19 protein-coding genes are annotated in these 22,808 nt (G+C 62.0%); all 19 read left to right on the forward strand.

Annotated elements, in window-relative coordinates; genetic code table 11:
• Window positions 1-28: 28 nt before the first annotated feature.
• Window positions 29-1,306, forward strand: coding sequence for an RIP metalloprotease RseP (gene rseP, locus C6W55_RS04440; protein WP_015254931.1), 1,278 nt, complete (start codon window positions 29-31; stop codon window positions 1,304-1,306).
• A gap of 31 nt (window positions 1,307-1,337) precedes the next feature.
• Window positions 1,338-2,786 carry a proline--tRNA ligase gene (gene proS, locus C6W55_RS04445; protein ID WP_015254930.1) on the forward strand — a complete coding sequence of 483 codons (1,449 nt, stop codon included), beginning with the start codon at window positions 1,338-1,340 and terminating at the stop codon, window positions 2,784-2,786.
• Window positions 2,787-2,883: 97 nt separating this feature from the next.
• Window positions 2,884-7,191: a PolC-type DNA polymerase III gene (locus C6W55_RS04450; RefSeq protein WP_286891684.1), complete on the forward strand. Its 4,308-nt coding sequence runs from the start codon at window positions 2,884-2,886 to the stop codon at window positions 7,189-7,191.
• A 161-nt stretch (window positions 7,192-7,352) separates the two neighbouring features.
• Window positions 7,353-7,823, forward strand: a complete 471-nt coding sequence (gene rimP / locus C6W55_RS04455) for a ribosome maturation factor RimP (protein ID WP_015254928.1) — start codon at window positions 7,353-7,355, stop codon at window positions 7,821-7,823.
• Window positions 7,824-7,858: 35 nt separating this feature from the next.
• Window positions 7,859-8,959: a transcription termination factor NusA gene (gene nusA, locus C6W55_RS04460; RefSeq protein ID WP_015254927.1), complete on the forward strand. Its 1,101-nt coding sequence runs from the start codon at window positions 7,859-7,861 to the stop codon at window positions 8,957-8,959.
• Window positions 8,960-8,998: 39 nt separating this feature from the next.
• Window positions 8,999-9,307 (forward strand): RNase P modulator RnpM, encoded by a 309-nt coding sequence (rnpM, locus tag C6W55_RS04465; protein ID WP_015254926.1) that lies wholly within the window; start codon window positions 8,999-9,001, stop codon window positions 9,305-9,307.
• The gene (locus C6W55_RS04470; RefSeq protein ID WP_157373709.1) at window positions 9,300-9,632 is read left to right on the forward strand and encodes a L7Ae/L30e/S12e/Gadd45 family ribosomal protein; all 333 of its coding nucleotides are present in this window, start codon (window positions 9,300-9,302) and stop codon (window positions 9,630-9,632) included. The genes rnpM and C6W55_RS04470 overlap by 8 nt, the downstream gene beginning before the upstream one ends.
• Entirely contained in the window at window positions 9,625-12,234 is a 2,610-nt protein-coding gene (gene infB, locus C6W55_RS04475) for a translation initiation factor IF-2 (RefSeq protein ID WP_015254924.1), read from the forward strand. The genes C6W55_RS04470 and infB overlap by 8 nt, the downstream gene beginning before the upstream one ends.
• 6 nt (window positions 12,235-12,240) lie before the next feature.
• Window positions 12,241-12,594 (forward strand): 30S ribosome-binding factor RbfA, encoded by a 354-nt coding sequence (gene rbfA, locus C6W55_RS04480; protein ID WP_015254923.1) that lies wholly within the window; start codon window positions 12,241-12,243, stop codon window positions 12,592-12,594.
• A gap of 1 nt (window position 12,595) precedes the next feature.
• Window positions 12,596-13,585 (forward strand): DHH family phosphoesterase, encoded by a 990-nt coding sequence (locus tag C6W55_RS04485; RefSeq protein ID WP_015254922.1) that lies wholly within the window; start codon window positions 12,596-12,598, stop codon window positions 13,583-13,585.
• 26 nt (window positions 13,586-13,611) lie between these two features.
• Window positions 13,612-14,532, forward strand: a complete 921-nt coding sequence (truB, locus tag C6W55_RS04490; RefSeq protein ID WP_286891685.1) for a tRNA pseudouridine(55) synthase TruB — start codon at window positions 13,612-13,614, stop codon at window positions 14,530-14,532.
• 63 nt (window positions 14,533-14,595) lie between these two features.
• On the forward strand, window positions 14,596-15,552 hold the full coding sequence (locus C6W55_RS04495) for a bifunctional riboflavin kinase/FAD synthetase (RefSeq protein ID WP_015254920.1): 957 nt from the start codon (window positions 14,596-14,598) through the stop codon (window positions 15,550-15,552).
• Between the two features lie 147 nt (window positions 15,553-15,699).
• On the forward strand, window positions 15,700-15,969 hold the full coding sequence (gene rpsO / locus C6W55_RS04500) for a 30S ribosomal protein S15 (protein ID WP_015254919.1): 270 nt from the start codon (window positions 15,700-15,702) through the stop codon (window positions 15,967-15,969).
• Between the two features lie 124 nt (window positions 15,970-16,093).
• A complete protein-coding gene (gene pnp, locus C6W55_RS04505; RefSeq protein WP_015254918.1) occupies window positions 16,094-18,193 on the forward strand; it encodes a polyribonucleotide nucleotidyltransferase in 2,100 nt (699 codons plus the stop codon).
• A gap of 156 nt (window positions 18,194-18,349) precedes the next feature.
• Window positions 18,350-19,357 (forward strand): polysaccharide deacetylase family protein, encoded by a 1,008-nt coding sequence (locus C6W55_RS04510; protein WP_286891687.1) that lies wholly within the window; start codon window positions 18,350-18,352, stop codon window positions 19,355-19,357.
• Between the two features lie 43 nt (window positions 19,358-19,400).
• Window positions 19,401-20,666, forward strand: a complete 1,266-nt coding sequence (locus C6W55_RS04515) for a M16 family metallopeptidase (RefSeq protein WP_286891688.1) — start codon at window positions 19,401-19,403, stop codon at window positions 20,664-20,666.
• A complete protein-coding gene (gene dut / locus C6W55_RS04520) occupies window positions 20,647-21,096 on the forward strand; it encodes a dUTP diphosphatase (protein ID WP_286891690.1) in 450 nt (149 codons plus the stop codon). The genes C6W55_RS04515 and dut overlap by 20 nt, the downstream gene beginning before the upstream one ends.
• A gap of 211 nt (window positions 21,097-21,307) precedes the next feature.
• A complete protein-coding gene (gene dpsA / locus C6W55_RS04525; protein WP_286891691.1) occupies window positions 21,308-22,207 on the forward strand; it encodes a dipicolinate synthase subunit DpsA in 900 nt (299 codons plus the stop codon).
• Window positions 22,204-22,800: a dipicolinate synthase subunit B gene (locus C6W55_RS04530; protein WP_286891692.1), complete on the forward strand. Its 597-nt coding sequence runs from the start codon at window positions 22,204-22,206 to the stop codon at window positions 22,798-22,800. The genes dpsA and C6W55_RS04530 overlap by 4 nt, the downstream gene beginning before the upstream one ends.
• Window positions 22,801-22,808 lie beyond the last annotated feature (8 nt).

Consider the following 22,808-nt stretch of genomic DNA (forward strand, 5'->3'; position numbering starts at 1 on the left):
CAGGCCGTAACGAACGGAGGCTCCTTGCATGGAAATGGTTCAGGTCGTGCTGATGACCGTTCTCGTCTTCTTCGTGATCGTCTCGATCCACGAATGGGGACACTTTTTTTTCGCCAAGCGGGCGGGCATACTCGTGCGCGAGTTCGCAATCGGCTTCGGGCCGAAACTGTTGTCGTTCAAAAGGGGAGAGACCCGCTATACGCTGCGGCTGATCCCTGCGGGCGGTTTCGTCCGCATGGCGGGCGAGGATCCGGAAGTGATCGAAGCCCGGCCGGGCCAGACGATCGCGGTGAGCCTCAAGGACGGCGTCATCGACCGGATCTATCTCGACCGGCTTGAGCAGCGGACGAATGTCGTGCGCGGCGAGATCGACGCGATCGATCTCGAGCGCGAACTGAAGATCGTCCTGAACGCGGACGGTGTGCGGGAATCCTATGCGGTTCACCCGCAGGCGCTCGTCATCGCGCGCGGGCAGGAGACGCAGATCGCGCCGATTGACCGGCAGTTCGGCGGCAAGACGGTCGGACAGCGGGCGATGGCGATTTTCGCCGGCCCGATGATGAACATGATCCTGGCGTTCGTGCTGTTCATGGCGTATGTGCAGATGGTCGGCGTCCCGAAGGAGAACCCCGACCGGCTCATCGTGGGCGAAGTGATCAGCGATGAAGCGCCCGCAGCCAAGGCTGGCCTGAAAGCCGGTGACGAAATCATCAAGATCAACGGCGAGACGATCGGCACCGATTCGGAGAAAATGCTGCAGCTCATCGGCTCGTCCGTGGACAAACCGATGACCTGGGAGATCGTGCGCGACGGCAAGCCGATGACCATTACGGTAACCCCCGCGTACGACGAAGAGAGCGGCACCGGCAAGGTCGGCATTTTGACCGGCTATCCGATGCGGCGCGCGACGGTGGTTGAGACGGTGAAATTCGGCGTCTCCGCGATGAAGAACATGACGATCAACATTTTCGAAGGATTCAAAATGCTGGTGACCGGCAAATTCAATCTGGACGACCTCGGCGGACCGGTCCGGACCGCGCAGGTGACTGGCCAGATTGCGGCGCGGGGCATCGAGCAGCTGACGAGCTGGACGGCGATCCTGAGCCTCTATCTCGGTATTTTCAACCTGCTGCCGATTCCGGCGCTCGACGGCAGCCGCCTCATCTTCCTCGGACTTGAGGCGGTCCGCGGACGGCCGATTGATCCGAATCGGGAGAGCATGGTGCATTTCATCGGGTTCGCGATGCTGATGCTGCTCATGCTGGCCGTCACGTACAACGACATTCTGAATCTGATCCGCGGCTGAAGCGGATCAAGGTTCATGGCAGGAGGCGCTTATGTCGAAGGAGAAAGGGTTCGTAACCGAGATTACCCCCCAGAGCGAAGATTTCTCGCGCTGGTACATCGACGTCATCCGGAAAGCGGAACTGATGGATTATTCGCCGGTCAGGGGCTGCATCGTCTTCCGGCCGGACGGCTATGAACTGTGGGAGAACATTCAACGCGAGCTGGACCGCCGGTTCAAGGAAACCGGCCACCGGAACGCGTATTTCCCCGTATTCATCCCGGAAAGTTTCTTCCAGAAGGAGAAGGAGCACGTCGAAGGCTTCAATCCCGAGCTGCCGTGGGTGACGGAAGCGGGCGGCGAGAAGCTGGAGGAGCGGCTGGCGATCCGTCCGACGTCGGAGACGATGTTCGGCCACATGTACGCCAAGTGGATCAAGTCGTACCGTGACCTGCCGGTGCTGATCAACCAGTGGGCGAACGTCGTCCGGTGGGAGAAAAGAACGCTGCCTTTCCTCCGCACGAGCGAGTTTCTGTGGCAGGAAGGCCATACGGCGCACGAGAATGAAGAAGACGCGCGCGCAGAGACGATGCGCATGCTCGAAATTTACCGCGACTTCATCGAGAACTTCCTGGCGATTCCGGTCATCGCCGGCCAGAAGACGCCTTCCGAGAAATTCGCGGGCGCCGTCAACACCTATTCGGTCGAGGCGATGACGAAGGACGGCCGCGCGGTGCAGGCCGGCACCTCCCACTACCTCGGCACGAAATTCGCGGAAGCGTTCGACATTCAATATCTGGACCGGAACAATCAGCTTCAGTACGTTCATACGACGTCGTGGGGTGTATCAACGCGTCTCATCGGCAGCCTGATCATGGTCCACGGCGACGACCGCGGGCTCGTGCTGCCGCCGAAGGTCGCGCCGACCCAGGTCATCATGGTGCCGGTGGGTCCGCCGAAGACGCGCGAGCAGGTCATCGCGAAAGTGGACGAGCTGTACGCGCAGCTGAAAGCTGCGGGCGTGCGCGTGCGCGTCGACGACCGCGACGACGTCAGCCCGGGCTGGAAGTTCAACGAGTACGAAATGCGCGGCGTGCCGCTTCGCATCGAGCTCGGACCGCGGGACATGGAGAACGGCGTCGTCGTGCTCGCTCCGCGGGTCGGCGGCGAGAAGCGGACGGTGCCGCAGGACAAGCTCGTCGAGGAAGTCATCAAGGCGCTTGACGAGATCCACAACACGATGTTCGAGCTGGCGAAGAAGTTCCGGGAAGAGCACTCGCGTTCGGCGGATACACTGGACGAGCTCAAGGCATTCATGGAAGAGTCGCGCGGATTCGTCGAAGCCGGCTGGTGCGGCTCCGAAGCTTGCGAACGTCAGGTGAAGGACGAGACGGGCGCGACGAGCCGGAACATTCCGTTCGAACCGTCGTCGCGCAAGACGAAATGTCTGGTATGCGGCGAAGAAGCGGTGCATACCGTCGTGTTCGCACGCGCGTACTGATCGCCGGCGAACCGGCATTTCTTCAACAGCTGAGCGGACGCGCCTTCCGGGAGGATGGCGCCATCTGTTTTTCTTAAGGAACGGGAGAGGATGGGGAATGAACCGTACCGACGGCAGACGCGAGAAACTCGGGCTTCTGCTTGAGAAAATCGGCTTGACCGGCGAGGAAGCCGCTTCGGATTTCGCCGACGGCCTGCTCGACCGCGTGGAAGTGTCCGCCGCCAGCAGACTGTGGACGTTCTTCATCCGGAAAAAGTCCGTGCTGCCGGCCAGGCAGTACAGCCTGCTGGTCAGCCGTGCGCGCGAAACGTTCGGCCCGATAGCCGACGTCGAATTTGTGCTCGAATATGATCCGGAGACGGATACGGATCAGGTGCTGCGCGCCCATTGGGACAATTTCGTGGAATGGGCGGCGAGCGAGAACGTCTCCGTCAACGGCTGGCTTGGCAAGGCCGGCATCGAGACGGACGGCGGGCGGCTGACGGTCGTCCTGCTTGACGAGATGGGGCTGGAGCTGGCGCGCAAACGGAAAATCGACGAGGCGGCCGTACGGTTCTTCGAGCGGAGGTTCAGGCGCTCCTGCAAGGTCAAACTGATGGCCGGCGACTCGGGCCGCGGCGAATACGAGCGGTTCCTGCAGGAACGCGAGCAGGCCGACCGCGAGCTCGTGCAGGCGTTGATGCAGAGCGCCGCCGCGGCCGCTCCGCCGGAACGTCCGGCGGCGGAACGGCTGGTGTACGGTTACGAAGTCCGCGATGAGCCGGTGCCCATCTCGAACATCACGGAAGAAGAGAAGAGAATCACGGTACAGGGGACCGTATTCGGCCTCGAGACGCGGGAACTGCGGAACGGCAATACGCTGTACACGTTCAACGTCACGGACTACACCGACTCGATCATGATGAAGGTGTTCGCGAAGTCGAAGGACGATGCCGCCGTGCTCAGTCTGCTCAAGGACGGCATGTGGATCCGCGCCCGCGGCCGCGTCGAGTACGACAAGTTCATGGCCGAGCCGGAGCTCGTCATGATGCCGAACGACCTGCACGAAGTGCCGGCTCCTCCGGAGCGGATGGATACGGCGGAGCAGAAGCGCGTCGAATTCCACCTGCATACGACGATGAGCCAGATGGACGCCGTGACGCCGGTTGACGCTTACATCAAGACGGCCGCGAAATGGGGCCATCCGGCGATCGCCATCTCGGACCATGCGAACGTGCATTGTTATCCGGAGGCGTTCAAGGCGGCGAAGAAGCACAATATGAAGGTCATCTTCGGCGTCGAGGCGAACGTCGTGGACGACCAGGTGGAGATCGTCCTCAATCCGCGGGAGGAGCCCCTCGCTTCGGCGGAATACGTCGTGTTCGACATCGAGACGACCGGTCTTTCGATCTTGAACAGCAAGATCATCGAGCTTGCGGGCGTCAAGATGCGGGACGGCAAGGTGACGGGCAAGTTCGAGACGTTCATCAATCCGCATGAGCCGATTCCGTACAATATCCAGCAGCTCACCAACATTACGGATGACATGGTGAAGGACGCGCCCGAGCTGGAACCGAAGCTGCGCGAATTCGTCGAGTTCGTCGGCGACGCGGTGCTCGTGGCCCACAATGCGCGGTTCGACATCGGCTTCATCCAGGCAAACTGCAAGGCGATCGGCCTGCCGGAACTGCCGAATCCGGTGCTCGATACGCTGGAGATGGCGCGGATGCTTCATCCGACGCTGAAGAACCACCGGCTCAATACGCTGGCTGAGAAATACAAGGTCAGCCTCGAGAACCACCACCGCGCGGTGGACGACGCGGCGGCGCTCGGCGGCATCCTGTTCGGCCTGATCGCCGACGCGAAACAGCGGGGCATCGAAGGGCTCCATCAGCTGAACGACCACGCCGGCAAAGACCTGTCGAACGCCCGCCCGTTCCATTGCGGGGTCTACGCGCTGAATGCGAAGGGCAAGAAGAACCTGTTCAAGCTCATCTCCCTCTCGCATACCGAATATTTCAACAAGGTAGCCTGCATGCCGAAGTCGAAGCTGAACGAGATGCGCGACGGGCTGCTCATCCTGTCCGGATGCGAGAAGGGCGAGTTTTTCGAGACGGTGCTCAACAAGACGGTGGAAGAGGCGGAGGAAGTCGCGCAATTTTACGACGTGCTGGAGATCCAGCCGATCGATTTTTACATGCACCTGGTGGAAAAAGGGCTCGTACAGAGCCGTGCTGAAATCGAACAGGCGATCCGGCGCGTCTGCGAGATCGGGGAGCGGCTGGGCAAACCGGTCATCGCGACGGGTAACGTCCATTACCTGCACCCGCGCGACAAAATTTTCCGCGACATTACGATCCACGGCATCACGGGCTACAGCCCGCTCAAAGAGCAGCGCAAGCCGGACGCCCACTTCCGCACGACGGACGAGATGTTGCAGGAATTCGCGTTCCTCGGCGAGGAGAAGGCGTACGAAGTCGTCGTGAAGAATACGGTGGAGCTGGCGGAACGGTTCGAGACGTACGACATGTTCCCGGACAAGCTGTTCACGCCGATCATCGAAGGCGCCGACCAGGAAATCCGGGAGAAATGCTACGCCTTCGCCAAGGACATGTACGGCGATCCGCTGCCGCAGGTGGTCGTCGACCGGCTGGAGAAAGAACTAAACCCGATCATCAAGTACGGCTTCTCGGCGAACTACCTGATCTCGGCCGCGCTCGTGAAGAAGTCGAACGAGGACGGCTATCTGGTCGGTTCCCGCGGCTCTGTCGGTTCGTCGGTCGTCGCGACGTTCCTCGGCATTTCCGAGGTCAACCCGCTGCCGGCGCATTACATATGCAAGAACAAGGCGTGCAAGCACAGCGAATGGTTCCTTGACGGCAGCGTGCCGAGCGGCTTCGACCTGCCGGACAAGAACTGCCCGAAGTGCGGACAGCCGATGAAGGGCGAGGGACAGGACATTCCGTTCGAAACGTTCCTCGGCTTCAAGGGCGACAAGGTGCCGGATATCGACCTGAACTTCTCCGGCGAATACCAGCCGCACGCGCACAACTTCACGAAGGTCATGTTCGGTGAGAAAAACGTGTTCCGCGCCGGCACGATCAGCACGGTGGCGGAGAAGACGGCGTACGGATTCGCGAAGAAATACGAGGAAGACCACGGGAAGAAATGGCGCAGCGCCGAATTGAAGCGGCTGGCGATGGGCTGTACCGGCGTCAAGCGCTCGACCGGCCAGCACCCCGGCGGCATCGTCGTCGTCCCGGACTACATCGAAGTCGAAGACGTGACGCCGGTCCAGTATCCGGCCGATGACACGAGCGCCGAATGGCAGACGACCCATTTCGACTACCACGCCTTCGAGGCGAATCTGCTCAAGCTCGACATTCTCGGCCACGACGATCCGACGATGATGCGGATGCTGCAGGATCTGACGGGCATCGATCCGACGACGATTCCGATGAACGATCCGAAGGTGATGAGCCTGTTCAGCTCGACGGAAGCGTTGGGCGTCACGCCGGAGCAGATCAAGACGCCGGTTGCGACCTACGGCGTGCCCGAGATGGGGACGAAGTTCGTCCGGCAGATGCTGAGCGAGGCGAAGCCGACGTCGTTCGCCGACCTGCTCCAGATTTCCGGCCTGTCGCACGGCACCGGCGTCTGGCTCGGCAATGCGCAGGAACTGATCAAGAGCGGCACCTGTACGATCAAGACGGTCATCGGCTGCCGCGACGACATCATGCTGTACCTGATCTACAAGGCGGGCATGGATGCCGGGCTGGCGTTCAAGATTACCGAAAGCGTGCGGAAGGGCAAGGGGCTCACGCCGGAATGGATCGAGGAAATGCGCAAGTGCGGCGTCCCCGAATGGTACATCGATTCCTGTCTCAAGATCGAGTACATGTTCCCGAAGGCGCACGCCGCCGCTTACGTCATCTCGGCCGTGCGGACCGCGTACTTCAAGCTTTACCATCCGATCGAGTTCTACGCCGCCTACTTCTCGGTCCGGGCCGAAGATTTCGAGCTCGAGACGCTGTGCCAGGGCTATGACGCCATCTTTCGCAGGCTGAACGAAATCGAGGAGAAGGGCATGAACGCGACGACGAAGGAGAAGAACAGCGTCTCGATTCTCGAGATGGCGCTCGAGATGACGGCCCGCGGCTTCGTCTTCAAGCCGATCGATCTGTACCGCTCGGACGCGGTGAAATTCAAGATCGACGGCAACGCCCTCATCCCGCCGTTCGCAGCCATCAGCGGCATCGGCGAGAACGCGGCGCGCAACATCGCGGCCGCGCGCGACGAGGGGCCGTTCCTCTCGATCGAGGACTTCCAGACGCGTTCGCGCGCGACGAAGACGATTGTCGAACAGCTTGCCGCCATGGGATGCTTCCGCGGACTGCCGGAGACGAACCAGTTGTCGTTGTTCTGAGGCGAATCTGCATTTGCGCAGACAGTTGTCATGCTCATCCGACTGTGCTATAATTTTTCCGGTAATGTTGTAACTGAAGGTTCGCCGACGACAAAGAGTGGGGAAACCCACTCTTTACGTTTTGTCTGCGGATATTGAAGCGTACCGGGAGGAATCGAGAGGTGGCGGCAAATCGTGCCCAGATTGAATCCGTTGTCGAGCAACTGGTGAAGCCGTATCTGGAAGAGAACGGTTTCGAGCTTGTCGACATCGAATATGTGAAAGAAGGCGGCAGCCGGTTTCTGCGCGTCTTCGCGGACAAGGAAGGCGGCATCGACATCGACGATTGCGGGCGGATCAGCGAGTGGCTCAGCGCGCGGCTCGACGAACTCGATCCGATTCCGGAAGCCTATTTCCTGGAGGTTTCGTCGCCCGGAGCCGAGCGGCCGCTGAAGAAGCCGGAAGACATGGCGAAAGCGGTGGGCCGGCACGTGTTCGTGACGACCTACGAGCCGATCGACGGCATGAAGGAATTCGAAGGGCGGCTCGTCTCGTTCGAGGACGGCACGGCCGTCGTCGAAATCGGCAAGAAGCGCCACGCGCTGCCCTGGGCGAAAATCGCCTCGGCGCGCCTGGCCATCGTATTCGAATAATCCCGCAATCAGTCGAGAGGAGGAATCCAGTTCCCATGAACATCGATTTTATCGAAGCGTTGGCGGAGATCGAGCGGGAGAAGGGCATCTCGAAGGATGTGCTGCTCGAGGCGATCGAGGCTGCGCTCATTTCGAGCTACAAGCGCAATTTCAACACGGCGCAGAACGTGCGCGTCGACATCAACCGCAATACCGGCGTCATCAAGGTGTACGCGCGCAAGACGGTCGTCGAGGAGGTGCTGGACCCGCGGCTCGAGATCTCGCTCGACGCCGCCCGGGAGATCAATCCGCATTACCAGCTCGACGACATCGCGGAGATCGAAGTGACGCCGCGGGATTTCGGCCGCATCGCGGCCCAGACGGCGAAGCAGGTCGTCACGCAGCGCATTCGCGAGGCTGAACGCGGTCTTATCTATGATGCTTACATCGACAAGGAAGAAGACATCGTCAACGGCATCGTGCAGCGCCAGGACGCGCGCAACCTGTACGTCGATCTCGGCAAGGTGGAAGCGGTGCTGCCGCTGACCGAGCTGATGCCGAACGACAAATTCAAGCACGGCGACCGGGTCAAATCGTACATCACGAGGGTCGAAAACACGACGAAAGGTCCGCAGATCATCCTGTCGCGGACGCATCCCGGGCTGCTCAAGCGGCTGTTCGAACTGGAAGTGCCCGAGATCTACGACGGTATCGTCGAGATCCGCTCCGTCGCGCGGGAGGCCGGGTTCCGTTCGAAGATCGCGGTCCATTCGCGCAATCCGGAGGTCGATCCGGTCGGCGCGTGCGTCGGACCGAAGGGCATGCGCGTCCAGACGATCGTGAACGAGCTGAAAGGCGAGAAAATCGACATCGTCCGCTGGTCGGAAAATGTGGAGGAGTTCGTCGCCAACGCGCTCAGCCCGTCCAAAGTGCTCGAAGTGATCGTCTACGAGCAGGAGCGGGTTGCGCGGGTGATCGTGCCGGATTACCAGCTTTCGCTCGCGATCGGCATCAAGGGCCAGAACGCGCGGCTGGCGGCGAAGCTGACCGGCTGGAAGATCGACATCAAGAGCGAGTCGCAGGCAGAAGTTGAATTCGACCGTCCGAGATCGCAAGGCGAGGCCATGCACCAGGATTCCGTATCCTACGACGGTTGAGCAGGCATCGCCTGAAGGGCATGGAGGGGGTTACCGAACATGAAGCAGCGCAAAGTGCCGCTTCGCAAATGCGTCGCCTGCCAGGAAATGAAGCCGAAGCGGAGTCTGATCCGCATCGTGCGTTCTCCGGAAGGCGAAGTTTCGATTGATCTGACCGGCAAGAAATCGGGACGCGGCGCTTACCTTTGCGGACAAACGTCGTGCTTCAGACTGGCGAAGAAGAGCAAGGCATTCGATCGGGCGCTCGCCGTCTCCGTCGACCCGGAGATCTATGACCGTCTCGAACAGGATTTCATCCGGGTGGAAGATGAATTCCAGGCAGCCGGCGCCCGTGAAGAAGATGCGTGATCCGGCCCGGGCGCTGAACGCGCTCGGCATGGCCGCGCGGGCGGGCAAGCTGGCTTCGGGCGACGAGACGGTGCTGCGCGCAATCCGCAGCGGGAAAGCGAAGCTCGTCGTCGTGGCGGCCGACGCGTCGGACAAGGCGAAGAAGAAGTACGGGGACAAATGCAGGGCTTACGGTGTGAGGCGCATCGAGGCGTTCGACCGCCGGACGCTTGGCGCCGCCATCGGCAAGGCGGAACGCGTCGTCGTTGCCGTGCTGGATGCGGGGCTGGCGGCGCTCGTCGCGGACCGGCTCGGCGAACTATCGGAGGTGGAAGATATTGAGTAAACAGGAGAACAAGGACAAACTTCGCGTATATGAATATGCCAAATCCCAAAACATGAGCAGCAAGGAGATCCTGACCATATTGAAACGGCTCGGCCTGCAAGTCAACAATCATATGAGCGTCATGGAAGACCACATGGTGGAGAAAGTGGAAGGTTTCTTCCGCAGCATCAAGGAGAACGCGGCGGCGAAGCGGGCGCAGCAGGAACTGCAGGCTGCTCAGCAGCGGCAGGCGAAGGCGCAGGAAGCGCCGCGGCAGCAAGGTGCGCCGTCCGCGAACCGGCCGGCGACGGTGAACGCGGCGCCGCAGACGAATGCGGCCGGCGCGCAGCGCCGCGGCGACCGCCCGCAGAGCGGCCAGAACGCTCAGGGCGGCGGCCGGAGCGACCGTCCGCAAGCCGGTCAGGGTGAACGACGGGGCGACCGTCCGCAGGGGGGACGGAACGATCGCCCGCAAGGAGGTCGTCCGCAAGGCGGGCAGGGTGATCGCCGCGGCGACCGCCCGCAGAGCGGCCAGGCTCATGGCGGAGGCCGGAACGACCGTCCGCAAGGCGGCCGGAACGACCGTCCGCAAGGCGGCCGGGGCGATCGTCCGCAGGGCGGCCGTCCGCAAGGCGGTGGCGGCATGCGCGGCGGCGCGGGCGGCGGTTTCCGCGGCGCGGCGCTGGCACCGGCGGCACCGCCGCAACCCGACCGGAAGAAGGGCTCGGGCAAAGACAAGGACAAGGATCGCCGCAACAAGAACGGCGAGAACAGCCGGAAATTCGAAGAGCCGCGCGGCGGCTTCAAGGGCAAGCTGAATGCCGGCAAGGGCGGCAAGAAAGGTCAGGAACGCCGCGAGAAGGTCGACAACACGCCGAAAAAGATCATCGTCCGCGGCGAAATGACCGTCGGCGAACTGGCGAAACTGTTGCACAAGGACGTCTCCGACGTTATCAAGAAGCTGATGTTCCTCGGCGTGCTCGCGACGATCAACCAGGTGCTCGATCTCGACGCCATCCAGCTCGTCGCCGGCGAATACGGCGTCGAAGTCGAGATCAAGCTGCCGGTGGACGAAGACGCCTTCGAGACGGTTGAAGAACAGGACGACCCGGCGGATCTGAAACCGCGTCCTCCGGTCGTCACGATCATGGGCCACGTCGACCACGGGAAGACGACGCTGCTTGACGCAATCCGCCATACGAACGTGACGAGCGGCGAAGCGGGCGGCATTACGCAGCACATCGGCGCTTATCAGGTGGAAGTGAATGGCAAGAAGATCACCTTCCTCGACACGCCGGGCCACGAAGCGTTCACGACGATGCGCGCCCGCGGCGCGCAGGTGACCGACATCACCGTGCTCGTCGTCGCTGCGGACGACGGCGTCATGCCGCAGACGGTCGAAGCGATCAACCACGCGAAAGCGGCGAACGTGCCGATCATCGTCGCGGTGAACAAGATCGACAAGCCGACCGCCAACCCGGACCGGATCATGCAGGAGCTGACCGAGTACGGCCTGGTGCCGGAAGCATGGGGCGGCGACACGATCTACGTCAACATTTCGGCGAAACAGCGGATCAACCTGGAAGAGCTGCTCGAGATGATCCTGCTCGTCGCGGAAGTGAACGACTACAAGGCCAACCCGGACAAACGGGCGCGCGGCACCGTCATCGAGGCGGAACTCGACAAGGGCAAAGGTCCGGTCGCGCGGGTGCTCGTCCAGCACGGCACGCTCCATGTCGGCGACGCCTTCGTGGCGGGCAACTGCTTCGGCCGCGTCCGGGCGATGGTGAACGACCGCGGCCGCCGGCTCAAGGAAGCGGGGCCGTCGACGCCGGTCGAGATCACGGGTCTGACGGAAGTGCCGCAAGCCGGCGATCCGTTCATGGTGTTCGAAGACGAGCGCAAGGCGCGCGCCATCGCGGAGCGCCGCGCCGCCAAGGCGCGCGAGTCCGAACGCGGCGCGAACGCCCGCGTAACGCTGGATGATCTGTACAAGCAGATCAAGGAAGGCGAGATCAAGGATCTGAACGTCATCATCAAAGCGGATGTTCAGGGCTCCGTCGAGGCGCTCAAAGGCTCGCTGCTCAAGATCGACGTCGAAGGCGTGCGGGTGAAGATCATTCACTCCGGCGTCGGCGCCATAACCGAATCGGACGTCGCGCTCGCATCCGCGTCGAACGCGATCATCATCGGCTTCAACGTCCGGCCTGAGACGCAGGCGAAAGCGACCGCCGAACAGGAAGGCGTCGACATCCGGCTGCATAACATCATCTACAACGTGACGGACGAGATCGAACAGGCCATGAAAGGCATGCTCGATCCGGTCGTCCGCGAAGTTGTCATCGGCCACGCGGAAGTGCGGAACGTGTTCCGGGTCAGCAAGGTCGGCACGATTGCAGGCTGCATGGTGACGTCGGGCAAGATCACCCGGACGGCCGAAGCGCGGCTTATCCGCGACGGCATCGTCGTCCACCAGGGCAAGATCGGCTCGCTCAAACGGTTCAAGGACGACGTCCGCGAAGTGGCGCAAGGGTACGAGTGCGGCCTGATGATCGACGGCGTGAGCGACATTCAGGAAGGCGACACGATCGAAGCGTACGTGATGGAAACCGTTGAGAGGTGATCGAAGATGGCCAGAGTCCGCGTCAGCCGCGTCGCGGAACGAATCAAACAGGAGATGAGCCAGATTCTGCAGCAGGAGCTGAAGGATCCGCGCATCGGCTTCGTAACCGTCACCGGTGTCGACGTGACGAACGATCTGTCGCAGGCAACGGTCTATCTGAGCGTCCTCGGGAATGACGAACAGAAGGAAGCGACGCTTGCGGCGCTCGGCAAAGCCCGCGGGTTCATCCGCACCGAAATCGGACGGCGCATCCAGCTGCGCCATGTGCCGGAACTGGCCTTCAAGTTCGACTCCAGCATCGAATACGGCAGCCGCATCGAACAATTGCTGGAGCAGCTCAACCGGGAGCAGGAGACGTAAGATGGCGTCCGTCGGCGATCAATACAGAACCCGGCTCGACGAGGCGCTCCGCTTCCTGCGTGAACACGACGACTTTCTGATTGTTTCGCATGTGCAGCCGGACGGCGATGCGATCAGTTCGACCATCGCCGTCCGCTGGCTGCTTGACCGTCTGGGCAAGCGGTCGCTCATGATTAATGAAGGGTGGATTCCGTCCCGCCTGGAGTTTCTGCCGCATGCCGGGGAAATCGTCAATTACGGTGAACGGAAGCCGGACCGCAAATTCCGAGCCGTCGTCGCGGTCGATTGCGCCGATTTCTCCCGGATCGGCCTTGTCCGCGAACTGTTCGAAGAACCTTGCGAACTGCTCAATATCGATCATCATCCGACGAACGACGGCTTCGGCACCGTGAATCTGCTTCGCCAGGATGCGGCGGCGACGGCCGAAATTCTGTTTGAACTGATTGAACATGCCGGCCTCGCGTTCGACAAGGATGCGGCAACCGTGATCTACACCGGCCTGTTGACGGATACGGGGGGCTTTCGCTATTCGAACACGAGCCCGAACGTGATGACCGCCGCCTCGAAGCTGTTGACCGCGGGCGTGGACGCCTACCAGCTGGCGGACCGGCTGCTCGAGCGGATGACGATGCCGCAGCTGAAGATTCTCCAGCGGGGACTTTCCCGCCTCCGGTTCACGGAAGACGGGAGGGTCGGCTGGCTGTACATCGAGCCGAAGGATCTTGAGGAGACCGGGGCGTCCAGCGAAGATCTGGAAGGGCTGGTCAATTACGCCCGAAACATCGACGGCGTGGAAGTCGGCATGCTGTTCAAGGGGATGGACGACGGCTCCGTGAAGGTGAGCTTCCGCTCCGCCGGCAAGGCGGATGTCGCTGCCATCGCGCAGCAGTTCGGCGGCGGCGGCCACATCCGGGCGGCCGGGTGCCGGATGTCCATGCCGCTGGATCAGGCGATGCCGCTCGTCGTGGACACGGTGCGCCGTTCGTTGTAATGCAGGAAAGGCGTTGGCTACAACAAATGGAGCAATCTAAGGAACTGGAAGGTATTCTCGCCGTATGGAAGCCGGCCGGCTGGACGTCGCACGACGTCGTGGCGAAGGTGAGGCGATGGACGCGCATGCGGCGCATCGGGCACGCCGGCACCCTGGACCCGCAGGTGACCGGCGTCCTTCCGCTTTGTCTCGGCCGCGCGACGCGCGTCGTCGAATACATGCAGGAACTGCCGAAAGCGTATGAAACGGTCATGCAGCTCGGCGTCGCGACCGATACCGAAGATTTGACCGGTACGGTGCTTGATACGTCGGACGCGTCGCATGTGACCGAGGCGATGTTGCGGGAGGCGCTCGCGCGGTTCATCGGCGAGATCGAACAGGTGCCGCCGATGTATTCGGCCGTGAAGGTCGGCGGACGCAAGTTGTACGAGCTGGCCCGCGAAGGCAAGACCGTCGAGCGCAAGGCCCGCAAGGTGACGATTCATTCGCTGGAGCTCAGGTTCGCCGAGCTCGGCGTGCCGCGGCCGCGCATCGGCTTTGGGGCGGTCTGTTCCAAGGGCACCTACATCCGCACGCTGTGCGTCGACATCGGCCGCGCGCTGGGGGTTCCCGCCGCGATGGAATCGCTCGTGCGAACGATGTCCGCCGGACTCGGTGAATCCGACTGTCTGACGATGGAGCGGATCGAAGCGCTGGCCGCATCCGGCGAACTGGCCGATGCGCTGCTGCCGGTCGACCGGGCGCTGGGCCATTACCCGCGCATCGATGTGGGAGCGGCGGCGGCGGCCCGAGCGGTGCGGGGGCAGCGGGTCAAGCCGGCATCCCCGCAACAAGAAGGGCTTGTCCGATTGTACGGCGCGGGCCGATTCGTCGGCCTGTTCGAAGCGGATGGCGATGCGGGCGTGCTTCGGCCGGTGAAGGTGTTCGCTTCCGCGGACGAATTCTGACGAAGCATTCTGCTCAAGTGAACTTCCGACCCGCAAATTGAGAGGAAATGCAGGTGCAATGCCTTGATCACGATCACGTTGCGTTACCCGTCCGATGAGCCCGGGGCGCCGGAAGACCGGCTGCCGAAGACGATGGCCATCGGCTACTTCGACGGCGTTCACCCGGGCCATCAGGCCGTCATCCGCAAAGCGGTCGAACTGGCGCGCGCGGCGGGGAAGCAGGCTTCCGTCATGACCTTCGATCCGCACCCGCGCGCGTTCTTCGGGCACGGAGAGGCGTATGCCGCATCGCTGACACCGCTGCCGGAGAAAATCCGGCTGCTCGGCGAGCTCGGTGTCGACATCGTGTATGTGGCCGTATTTGACCATGAATTTTCCAGCCTCGAGCCCGAAACGTTCGTCCGCAGACTGCTGATCGAACGCCTGAACGTGTCCGATGCGGTCGTCGGGTTCGACTTTACGTTCGGCCGCGGCGGCGCGGGCAATCCCGCCGTCCTCGCGGAACTCGGCGCGCCGGATCTCGCCGTCCATACGGTCGAGCCGGTGGCGGCGGCCGGAGCCAAAGTCAGCAGCTCGCGCATCCGGGAAGCGCTGGAACTGGGCGATGTGGCGCTTGCCGCCGGCCTGCTCAGACGGCCTTACCGGATTTCCGGGGCGGTCGTGCACGGCGCGGCCCGCGGCCGGACGATCGGCTTCCCGACGGCGAACATCGAGCCCGACGGCCGCTATGTGCTGCCGCGGCATGGCGTGTATGCGGTGAATGTGCGCCGGGGCGACGCATCTTATCCGGCCGTCATGAATGTCGGCGTCGCGCCGACGTTCTACGGCACGGGCGGAACGCCGAAGCTGGAGGCGCATCTGCTCGACTTCTCCGGCGATCTGTACGGCGAGCGGCTCGCCGTGGACTTCGTCGCCTTCATCCGGCCGGAGCTGCGGTTTGACGGCGTCGCCGAACTGACCGCACAGATCCGGGAAGACGCGGAGCAGGCGCGGCGGCTTCTCGCCTTCGTCCGGCAATAATCCGACAGTTTACTTTCATCCTGCGCATATGCTATACTTGTTGTCGTTGCGGCCGGAGCGCCGCAACTTGTTGAACCGCAGCTTGGCTGTGCGACCTCACCATCGGCGGCGAGGCTGTCGGCGATTTTCATAAGGAGGTGAACAGGGATGGCCATTACGCAAGAACGGAAGAACGAAGTGATCGAAGCGCACAAGACGCACGCTTCCGACACCGGTTCTCCGGAAGTTCAGATCGCTATCCTGACCGAGAACATCGCGAATCTGACCGAGCATCTTCGGGTACACAAGAAAGACCATCATTCCCGTCGCGGACTTCTCAAGATGGTCGGCAAGCGCAGAAAGCTGCTTGCGTATCTCAAGAAGAAGGATATCAATCGGTACAGCGCGTTGATCGAAAAACTCGGCTTGCGCCGATAACGCAAGCGGTAAGAAAGCAACCGGCTGCCCGAGCCGTCCCGCGGGACGGACGTCGGCGTCTGGTTGCTTTTTGCCATTGGACAGGCAGGCGCATTGTGCTGTAAGGCTATGAAGGAGGAGTTAAATGGTACATCGAGTCGAGATGCAGCTCGGCGGTCGTCCGCTCGTGCTGGAGACCGGCCGGCTGGCGAAACAGGCGAACGCCGCCGTGACGGTACGCTACGGCGACACGGTCGTCCTGTGTACGGCGACCGCATCGAAGGAGCCGAAGGATCTGGGTTTCTTTCCGCTCACGGTGAACTTTGAAGAGCGGCTCTATTCCGTCGGCAAAATTCCGGGCGGATTCATCAAGCGCGAAGGCCGTCCGAGCGAGAAAGCGATTCTGGCAAGCCGGCTGACCGACCGTCCGATCCGGCCGCTGTTTCCGGAGGGCTTCCGGAATGAAGTGCAGATCGTTGACCTCGTCATGAGCGTCGACCAGGACTGCTCGCCGGAGATTTCCGCGATGATCGGCACATCCGCGGCACTTTCCATCTCCGACATTCCGTTCAACGGTCCGATCGGCGGCGTCATCGTCGGCCGCGTGGACGGTGAATTCGTCATCAACCCGACGGTCGAGCAGGAGGAACGGTCGGACATTTACGTCGTCGTCGCCGGCACGCGGGACGCGATCATGATGGTCGAAGCGGAAGCCGATGAAGTGCCGGAAGAGGTCATCCTCGAAGCGATCATGTTCGGCCACGAGGAAATCAAGAAAATCGTCGACATGATCGAAGAACTGGTGAGCGTCGCCGGCAAGCCGAAGATGGAAGTGCAGCTGCACGCGGTGGACGAGGAAGTCAATCGCGCCGTCCGCGAATTCGCAAGCGCGCGGCTGATCGAAGCGATCCGCGTGCCGGAGAAGCAGGCGCGGCAGGATGCGATCGACGCCGTGAACGCCGACGCCATTGCCTATTTTGAAGAGGTCTATGCCGAGACGCCGGAGAAAATGGCCGATGTGAAAGAAGTGCTCCATGACATCGTCAAGGAAGAAGTTCGCCGGCTGATCACCCACGAGAAGATTCGTCCGGACGGACGCGCCTTGAACGAGATCCGTCCGATCGAATGCGAGGTCGGGCTGCTGCCGCGCACCCACGGCTCCGGACTGTTCACGCGCGGTCAGACGCAGGCGCTCAGCATCTGCACGCTCGGCGCGCTCGGCGATGTCCAGATTCTCGACGGCATCGATCTCGAAGAGTCGAAGCGGTTCATGCACCACTACAACTTCCCGCCATTCAGCGTCGGGGAAGCGAGACCGCTCCGGGCTCCGGGACGGCGCGAAATCGGACACGGCGCGCTCGGCGAACGGGCGCTGGCGAAGGTCATTCCGCCGGAATCCGAGTTCCCGTACACGATCCGGCTCGTGTCCGAAGTGCTGGAATCGAACGGTTCGACGTCGCAGGCTTCGATCTGCGCCAGCACGCTGGCCATGATGGATGCGGGCGTTCCGATCAAGGCCCCGGTGGCCGGCATTGCAATGGGGCTTATCAAGGACGGCGACCAGTTCTCCATCCTGTCGGACATCCAGGGCATGGAAGACCACCTCGGCGACATGGACTTCAAGGTGGCCGGGACGGCGAAGGGCGTTACCGCGATCCAGATGGACATCAAGATCGACGGCATAGACCGCGAAATTCTGTCCCAGGCGCTGGAGCAGGCCCGCGAAGGCCGGATGTACATCCTTGGCAAGATGCTCGAGGTCATCAAGGAGCCGCGCAAGCAGCTGTCGCCTTACGCGCCGAAGATCATTATCATGCAGATCAACCCGGACAAGATCCGCGATGTGATCGGGGCCGGCGGCAAAATTATCAACAAGATCATCGAAGATACCGGCGTCAAGATCGACATCGAGCAGGACGGCAAGGTGTACATCGCTTCGGCGGATGAAGCGGCGAACGAAAAAGCACGCCAGATCATCGAGGGGATCGTCAAGGATGTTGTCGTCGGCGAAATCTACGTCGGAACAGTCCGACGGATCGAAAAATTCGGCGCCTTCGTCGAGATTCTGCCGAACAAGGAAGGGCTGGTGCACATCTCGCAGCTGTCGACCGAACGGGTCGCCAAGACGGAAGACGTCGTGAAGATCGGCGACAAGATTACGGTCAAAGTCACCGAGATCGACCAGATGGGCCGGATCAACCTGTCCCGCAAAGCGGTGCTCGTCGCGCAAGGCGCGAAACGATGAGCTTAGGCAAAGCCCCAAGAAAGAGCCAGATTACCGTCTGTCTCTTTTTTTATGCCGTTATGCGGCACAGGGGCCCGGGACTGAGGAATGCCGCGCGTTATATTCTTGTCCCGCTTTACATACAATGGTGGAGACTAAAGGCGAAGGAGCGCGGTCATGAAATGGAAGAAGCTGGCGGCTGCCGCCCTGTGCGCGGCCGCCGTCTGGGGACTTGCGGCTTCGGTCAGGGCGATGGCCGACTACGTTCAGGCGGTCAAGGCGCAGGCCGGGGCCGGCGTGCGCACGTATGCCGCTCCGCAAGCGGCGGCGGATGGCAAGGCCGATGCGCTGCTTGAACGGATCAAAGCGGCTGCGCCGCAGTATGCGGAACCGCCCGTCGATGCGGTCGTCGACCGCGTTTGGCATGCGATCCCCGGATACAATGGGGTCGAACTGGATATTGAGCGTACATACGCGGCGATGCGCCTGCTTCCGGAGGGTTCGCCGATCCGGCCCGTGCTGCGGGAGATCGAGCCGAAGGTCGGACTGGACGATCTCGGCCCCCATCCGATCTACCGCGGCAATCCGAAGAAGCGGATGGCGGCGCTCATGATCAATGTCGCCTGGGGCAACGAGCATCTGCCGTCGATTCTTAAGACGCTGAAGGAGAAGGACGTGCGCGCGACTTTCTTCTTTGACGGATCGTGGCTGGAGAAGAACGAAACGCTGGCCCGGCAAATTGCCGAAGGCGGCCACGAGTTGTCCAACCACGCCTATTCCCATCCGGACATGGCGAAGCTCGGACGAAACGAACAATACCGGCAGATCGCGCGGACGGAAGCGCTGCTGAAAGAAAAACTCGGCGTGCGGGACAACAAGTGGTTTGCGCCGCCTTCCGGCTCATACAATGCGACGACCGTCCGGACGGCCGCCCAGCTCGGGCTGAAGACCGTGCTCTGGACGGTCGATACGGTGGACTGGAAGAGTCCGCCGCCGGAAAACATCGTGGCGAAGATCCGGCGCGACACCGGCCCCGGGTCGCTCATCCTGATGCATCCCACCGCATCGGCAAGCACCGCGATGGCAGACATGATCGACGTCCTGCGGAGCAAGGGCATCGAGCCCGGGACGGTGTCCGCCACGCTGTCGACCGCCCGGGTGCCGCCGGTTGAGCCCGCACCTTGATTTTGGTATAGTGGAATCATTGACTTCGTCAGGGGGATACGCGGTGAATCGTTATACGCTGCAGAACGGTCTGCGCATCGTGGTCGAACCCATCCCGACCAGCCGTTCCGTCTCGTTCGGCATCTGGGTGAGGACGGGTTCCCGCGATGAGACGCCGGAGATCAGCGGCATCTCGCATTTGATTGAACACATGCTTTTCAAGGGGACGGCGAAGCGCAGCGCGAAGGATATCGCGGACCTTTTCGACGGCATCGGCGGCAACGTGAACGCGTTTACGTCGAAAGAGTACACCTGCTATTACGCGAAGGTGCTGGACCGGCATTTGCCGATCGCAGTGGAAGCGCTGGCGGACATGTTCTTCGAATCGCAGTTCGATGCGGGGGAGCTGGCCAAGGAGAAGAACGTCATCCTCGAGGAAATCGCGATGTACGAAGACACGCCCGACGACAAGGTGCACGACGAGGCGTCGCGGGCCGCATTCGGCGATCATCCGCTCGCCTATTCGATTCTCGGGCTGGAAGACCGGCTGCGCGCCATGCAGCCGGATGATCTCAGGGGCTACATGTCCCGGCAGTACCGGACGGACAATACGGTCATCGCCATCGCCGGCAACGTGGACGAGGGCAAGCTGCCGGAACTGCTCGAGCGCCATTTCGGCCGCTTCGACCGGCGCGGCGGAGGCTCGGAGCCGGTTCCGCCGGTATTCCGCGGCGATTATATCTATCACCACAAGCAGACCGAGCAGCATCACCTCTGCCTGTCGTTTCCCGGTTGCCCGATCGGCGACCCGAAGCTGTATGCGATGGTGCTGCTCAACAACGCGCTCGGCGGCGGGATGAGCTCGCGGCTGTTCCAGGAAATCCGCGAGAAGCGCGGACTGGCCTATTCCGTCTATTCCTACCATACGTCCTATGCCGACAGCGGCATCTTCACCATCTATGCGGGAACGGCGCCGAAGCAGACGAAAGAAGTGCTGGACGTGGCGCTCGAACAGCTGGCCGATCTCGCCGAAGGCGGACTGACCGATGCGGAACTTGAGCGCGGCAAGGAACAGCTCAAGGGCAGCCTCATCCTGAGCCTGGAAAGCACGAGCAGCCGGATGAACCGGATCGGCAAGAACGAGCTGATGCTCGGACGCCACGATTCGCTCGACGAGATGCTTGAACGGATCGACGCGGTTACGCTGGATGACGTCCGGATGATGATCGACCGGATGTTTGCCGTTCCGTTCGCCGTCGCGGCGGTCGGACCGGACGATTCGGCGGTGTCCGCATTGAGGAGGGATTGTCTTGTACGAAGTTCGCATTAAACGGCTGCCCGGCGGCGAAGGTCTGCCTCTTCCGGAGCGGATGTCCGAGTGGGCGGCGGGGTTCGACGTCCACGCCGCCGTCAATGAACCGGTGACGCTGGCTCCCGGCGAGCGCCGCCTCATTTCGACAGGCTTCGCCATGGCGATGCCGCGCGAACTGGAGGCGCAGATCCGGCCGCGCAGCGGACTGGCGCTCAAGCACGGCATCACATGCCTCAACACGCCCGGCACGATCGACGCCGACTATCGCGGCGAAGTGAAGGTGCTGCTGATCAATCTGGGCAGCGAGCCGTTCACGATCCATCGGGGCGACCGGATCGCCCAGATGGTGTTCCAGGAGGTGCCGCCCGTACGGCTGATCGAAGCGGACGAGCTGGACGACACCGGCCGCGGGGCCGGCGGATTCGGGCATACCGGGACAGGCTCGTAATCTTCCATACCTATTTCACAAGAAAGGTTGTTCCGGCCGGCGATTCGCCGGCCGGAGCGGCCTTTTTTTTCATATAATCGGCTTATCTTTCACCGCAAAACGGACGCACCCTCGCGGTAGGACGGCGCCGGCCGTTTTTGCTTGAATCACCCGCGGAGCGCTCCCTGCATACGATGGTCTATAGCCCAGGTGCGGAAAGGAGTGGGAAATATTGCTCACGGGCGCGAATATCGTGCTGCTCGGCGGCGATGCCAGGCAGCTTGAAGTCATCCGCAAGCTGACCGAACTGGACGCAACCGTGCTGGCAGTCGGCTTCGACGGGCTGAGCACGCCGCTGGACGGAGCCGTGCATGCCGAGCTGGACGGACAATTGTTCGAAGACGCCGATGCGCTCATTCTGCCCGCAGTCGGCACCGACGACGACGGCACGGTGACGGCCGTATTCAGCGACAAGCAGCTTGTGCTGGAAGAAGACTACATCGCCCGGCTGCCCAAGCATTGCAAGGTTTACACGGGAATGGCGAAGCCATACCTGAAGGATTTGTGCACGAAATACGGCATCGGTCTGGTCGAATTGTTCGAGCGGGACGATGTGGCGATCTACAATTCGATTCCGACGGCCGAAGGCGCCGTCATGATGGCGATTCAACATACCGACATCACGATCCACGGATCGACGGCACTGGTGCTGGGAATGGGGAGGACAGGGCTGACGCTCGCCCGGACGCTCAAGGGAATGGGGGCGAGAGTGAAGATCGGCGTGCGGCGGGACGAACATTTTGCCCGGGCGTACGAGATGGGTTTCGAACCTTTCTACATCAAGGATCTGGCGGCTCACGCGGGCAATCTCGACTTGCTTTTTAATACAATTCCGACTATGATAGTCACAGCACAGATCATTGCTCAAATGCCATCGCGCGCCGTCATCATCGACCTTGCGTCGAAGCCCGGCGGCACCGATTTCCGCTACGCCGAGCGGCGCGGCATCAAAGCGTTGCTCGCACCCGGACTTCCCGGCATCGTGGCTCCGAAGACCGCCGGCCGCATCATGGCGGACTGTCTCGGCCGGCTGCTGATGGAAGACTTGCGGCTCGGGAGGGAGAAGCGATGAGCATTTGGCAAGGCAAGACGGTCGGGTACGGATTGTCCGGTTCACACTGCACGTTCGACGAAGTGATGCCGCAGATTCAGCGGTTCGTCGATGCGGGCGCGAACGTGGTGCCGATCATTTCGCACAGTGTCCTCACGACGGACACCCGGTTCGGCACGGCGGAAGAATGGCGGCGCAAACTGAAGGAGATTACCGGGAACGAAGTCATTTCCACCATTGTGGAAGCCGAGCCGCTCGGTCCTTCCAAACTGCTGGACATCATGATCATCGCGCCGTGCACGGGCAATACGACGAGCAAGCTGGCCAACGCGATGACCGACAGCGCGGTGCTGATGGCAGCCAAGGCCCAGATGCGCAACTGCCGTCCGCTGGTGCTCGCGATCTCGACGAATGACGGCCTCGGTCTGAACGCGCCGAACATCGCGAAGCTGCTGAACACCAAGAACATTTATTTCGTCCCGTTCGGCCAGGACAATCCGCAGCAGAAACCGAACTCGCTCGTCGCGAAGATGGATCTGCTGCTCGAGACATGCGAAGCGGCGCTGGAAGGCCGGCAAATTCAGCCGCTGCTCATCGAACGTTTCCGCTATTAGATCCCCGG

It is taken from the genome of Thermobacillus sp. (assembly GCF_003390775.1).
GTDB classification, from domain to species: domain Bacteria; phylum Bacillota; class Bacilli; order Paenibacillales; family Paenibacillaceae; genus Thermobacillus; species Thermobacillus xylanilyticus.

Coding starts and splice junctions, on each gene's coding strand:
- C6W55_RS04470 (WP_157373709.1), top strand. CDS start 9,300: ATGCGTGATCCGGCCCGGGCGCTGAACGCGCTCGGCATGGCCGCGCGG.
- pnp (WP_015254918.1), top strand. CDS start 16,094: ATGGTACATCGAGTCGAGATGCAGCTCGGCGGTCGTCCGCTCGTGCTG.
- rnpM (WP_015254926.1), top strand. CDS start 8,999: ATGAAGCAGCGCAAAGTGCCGCTTCGCAAATGCGTCGCCTGCCAGGAA.
- rseP (WP_015254931.1), top strand. CDS start 29: ATGGAAATGGTTCAGGTCGTGCTGATGACCGTTCTCGTCTTCTTCGTG.
- proS (WP_015254930.1), top strand. CDS start 1,338: ATGTCGAAGGAGAAAGGGTTCGTAACCGAGATTACCCCCCAGAGCGAA.
- rbfA (WP_015254923.1), top strand. CDS start 12,241: ATGGCCAGAGTCCGCGTCAGCCGCGTCGCGGAACGAATCAAACAGGAG.
- C6W55_RS04510 (WP_286891687.1), top strand. CDS start 18,350: ATGAAATGGAAGAAGCTGGCGGCTGCCGCCCTGTGCGCGGCCGCCGTC.
- nusA (WP_015254927.1), top strand. CDS start 7,859: ATGAACATCGATTTTATCGAAGCGTTGGCGGAGATCGAGCGGGAGAAG.
- C6W55_RS04530 (WP_286891692.1), top strand. CDS start 22,204: ATGAGCATTTGGCAAGGCAAGACGGTCGGGTACGGATTGTCCGGTTCA.
- rpsO (WP_015254919.1), top strand. CDS start 15,700: ATGGCCATTACGCAAGAACGGAAGAACGAAGTGATCGAAGCGCACAAG.
- C6W55_RS04450 (WP_286891684.1), top strand. CDS start 2,884: ATGAACCGTACCGACGGCAGACGCGAGAAACTCGGGCTTCTGCTTGAG.
- truB (WP_286891685.1), top strand. CDS start 13,612: ATGGAGCAATCTAAGGAACTGGAAGGTATTCTCGCCGTATGGAAGCCG.
- C6W55_RS04485 (WP_015254922.1), top strand. CDS start 12,596: ATGGCGTCCGTCGGCGATCAATACAGAACCCGGCTCGACGAGGCGCTC.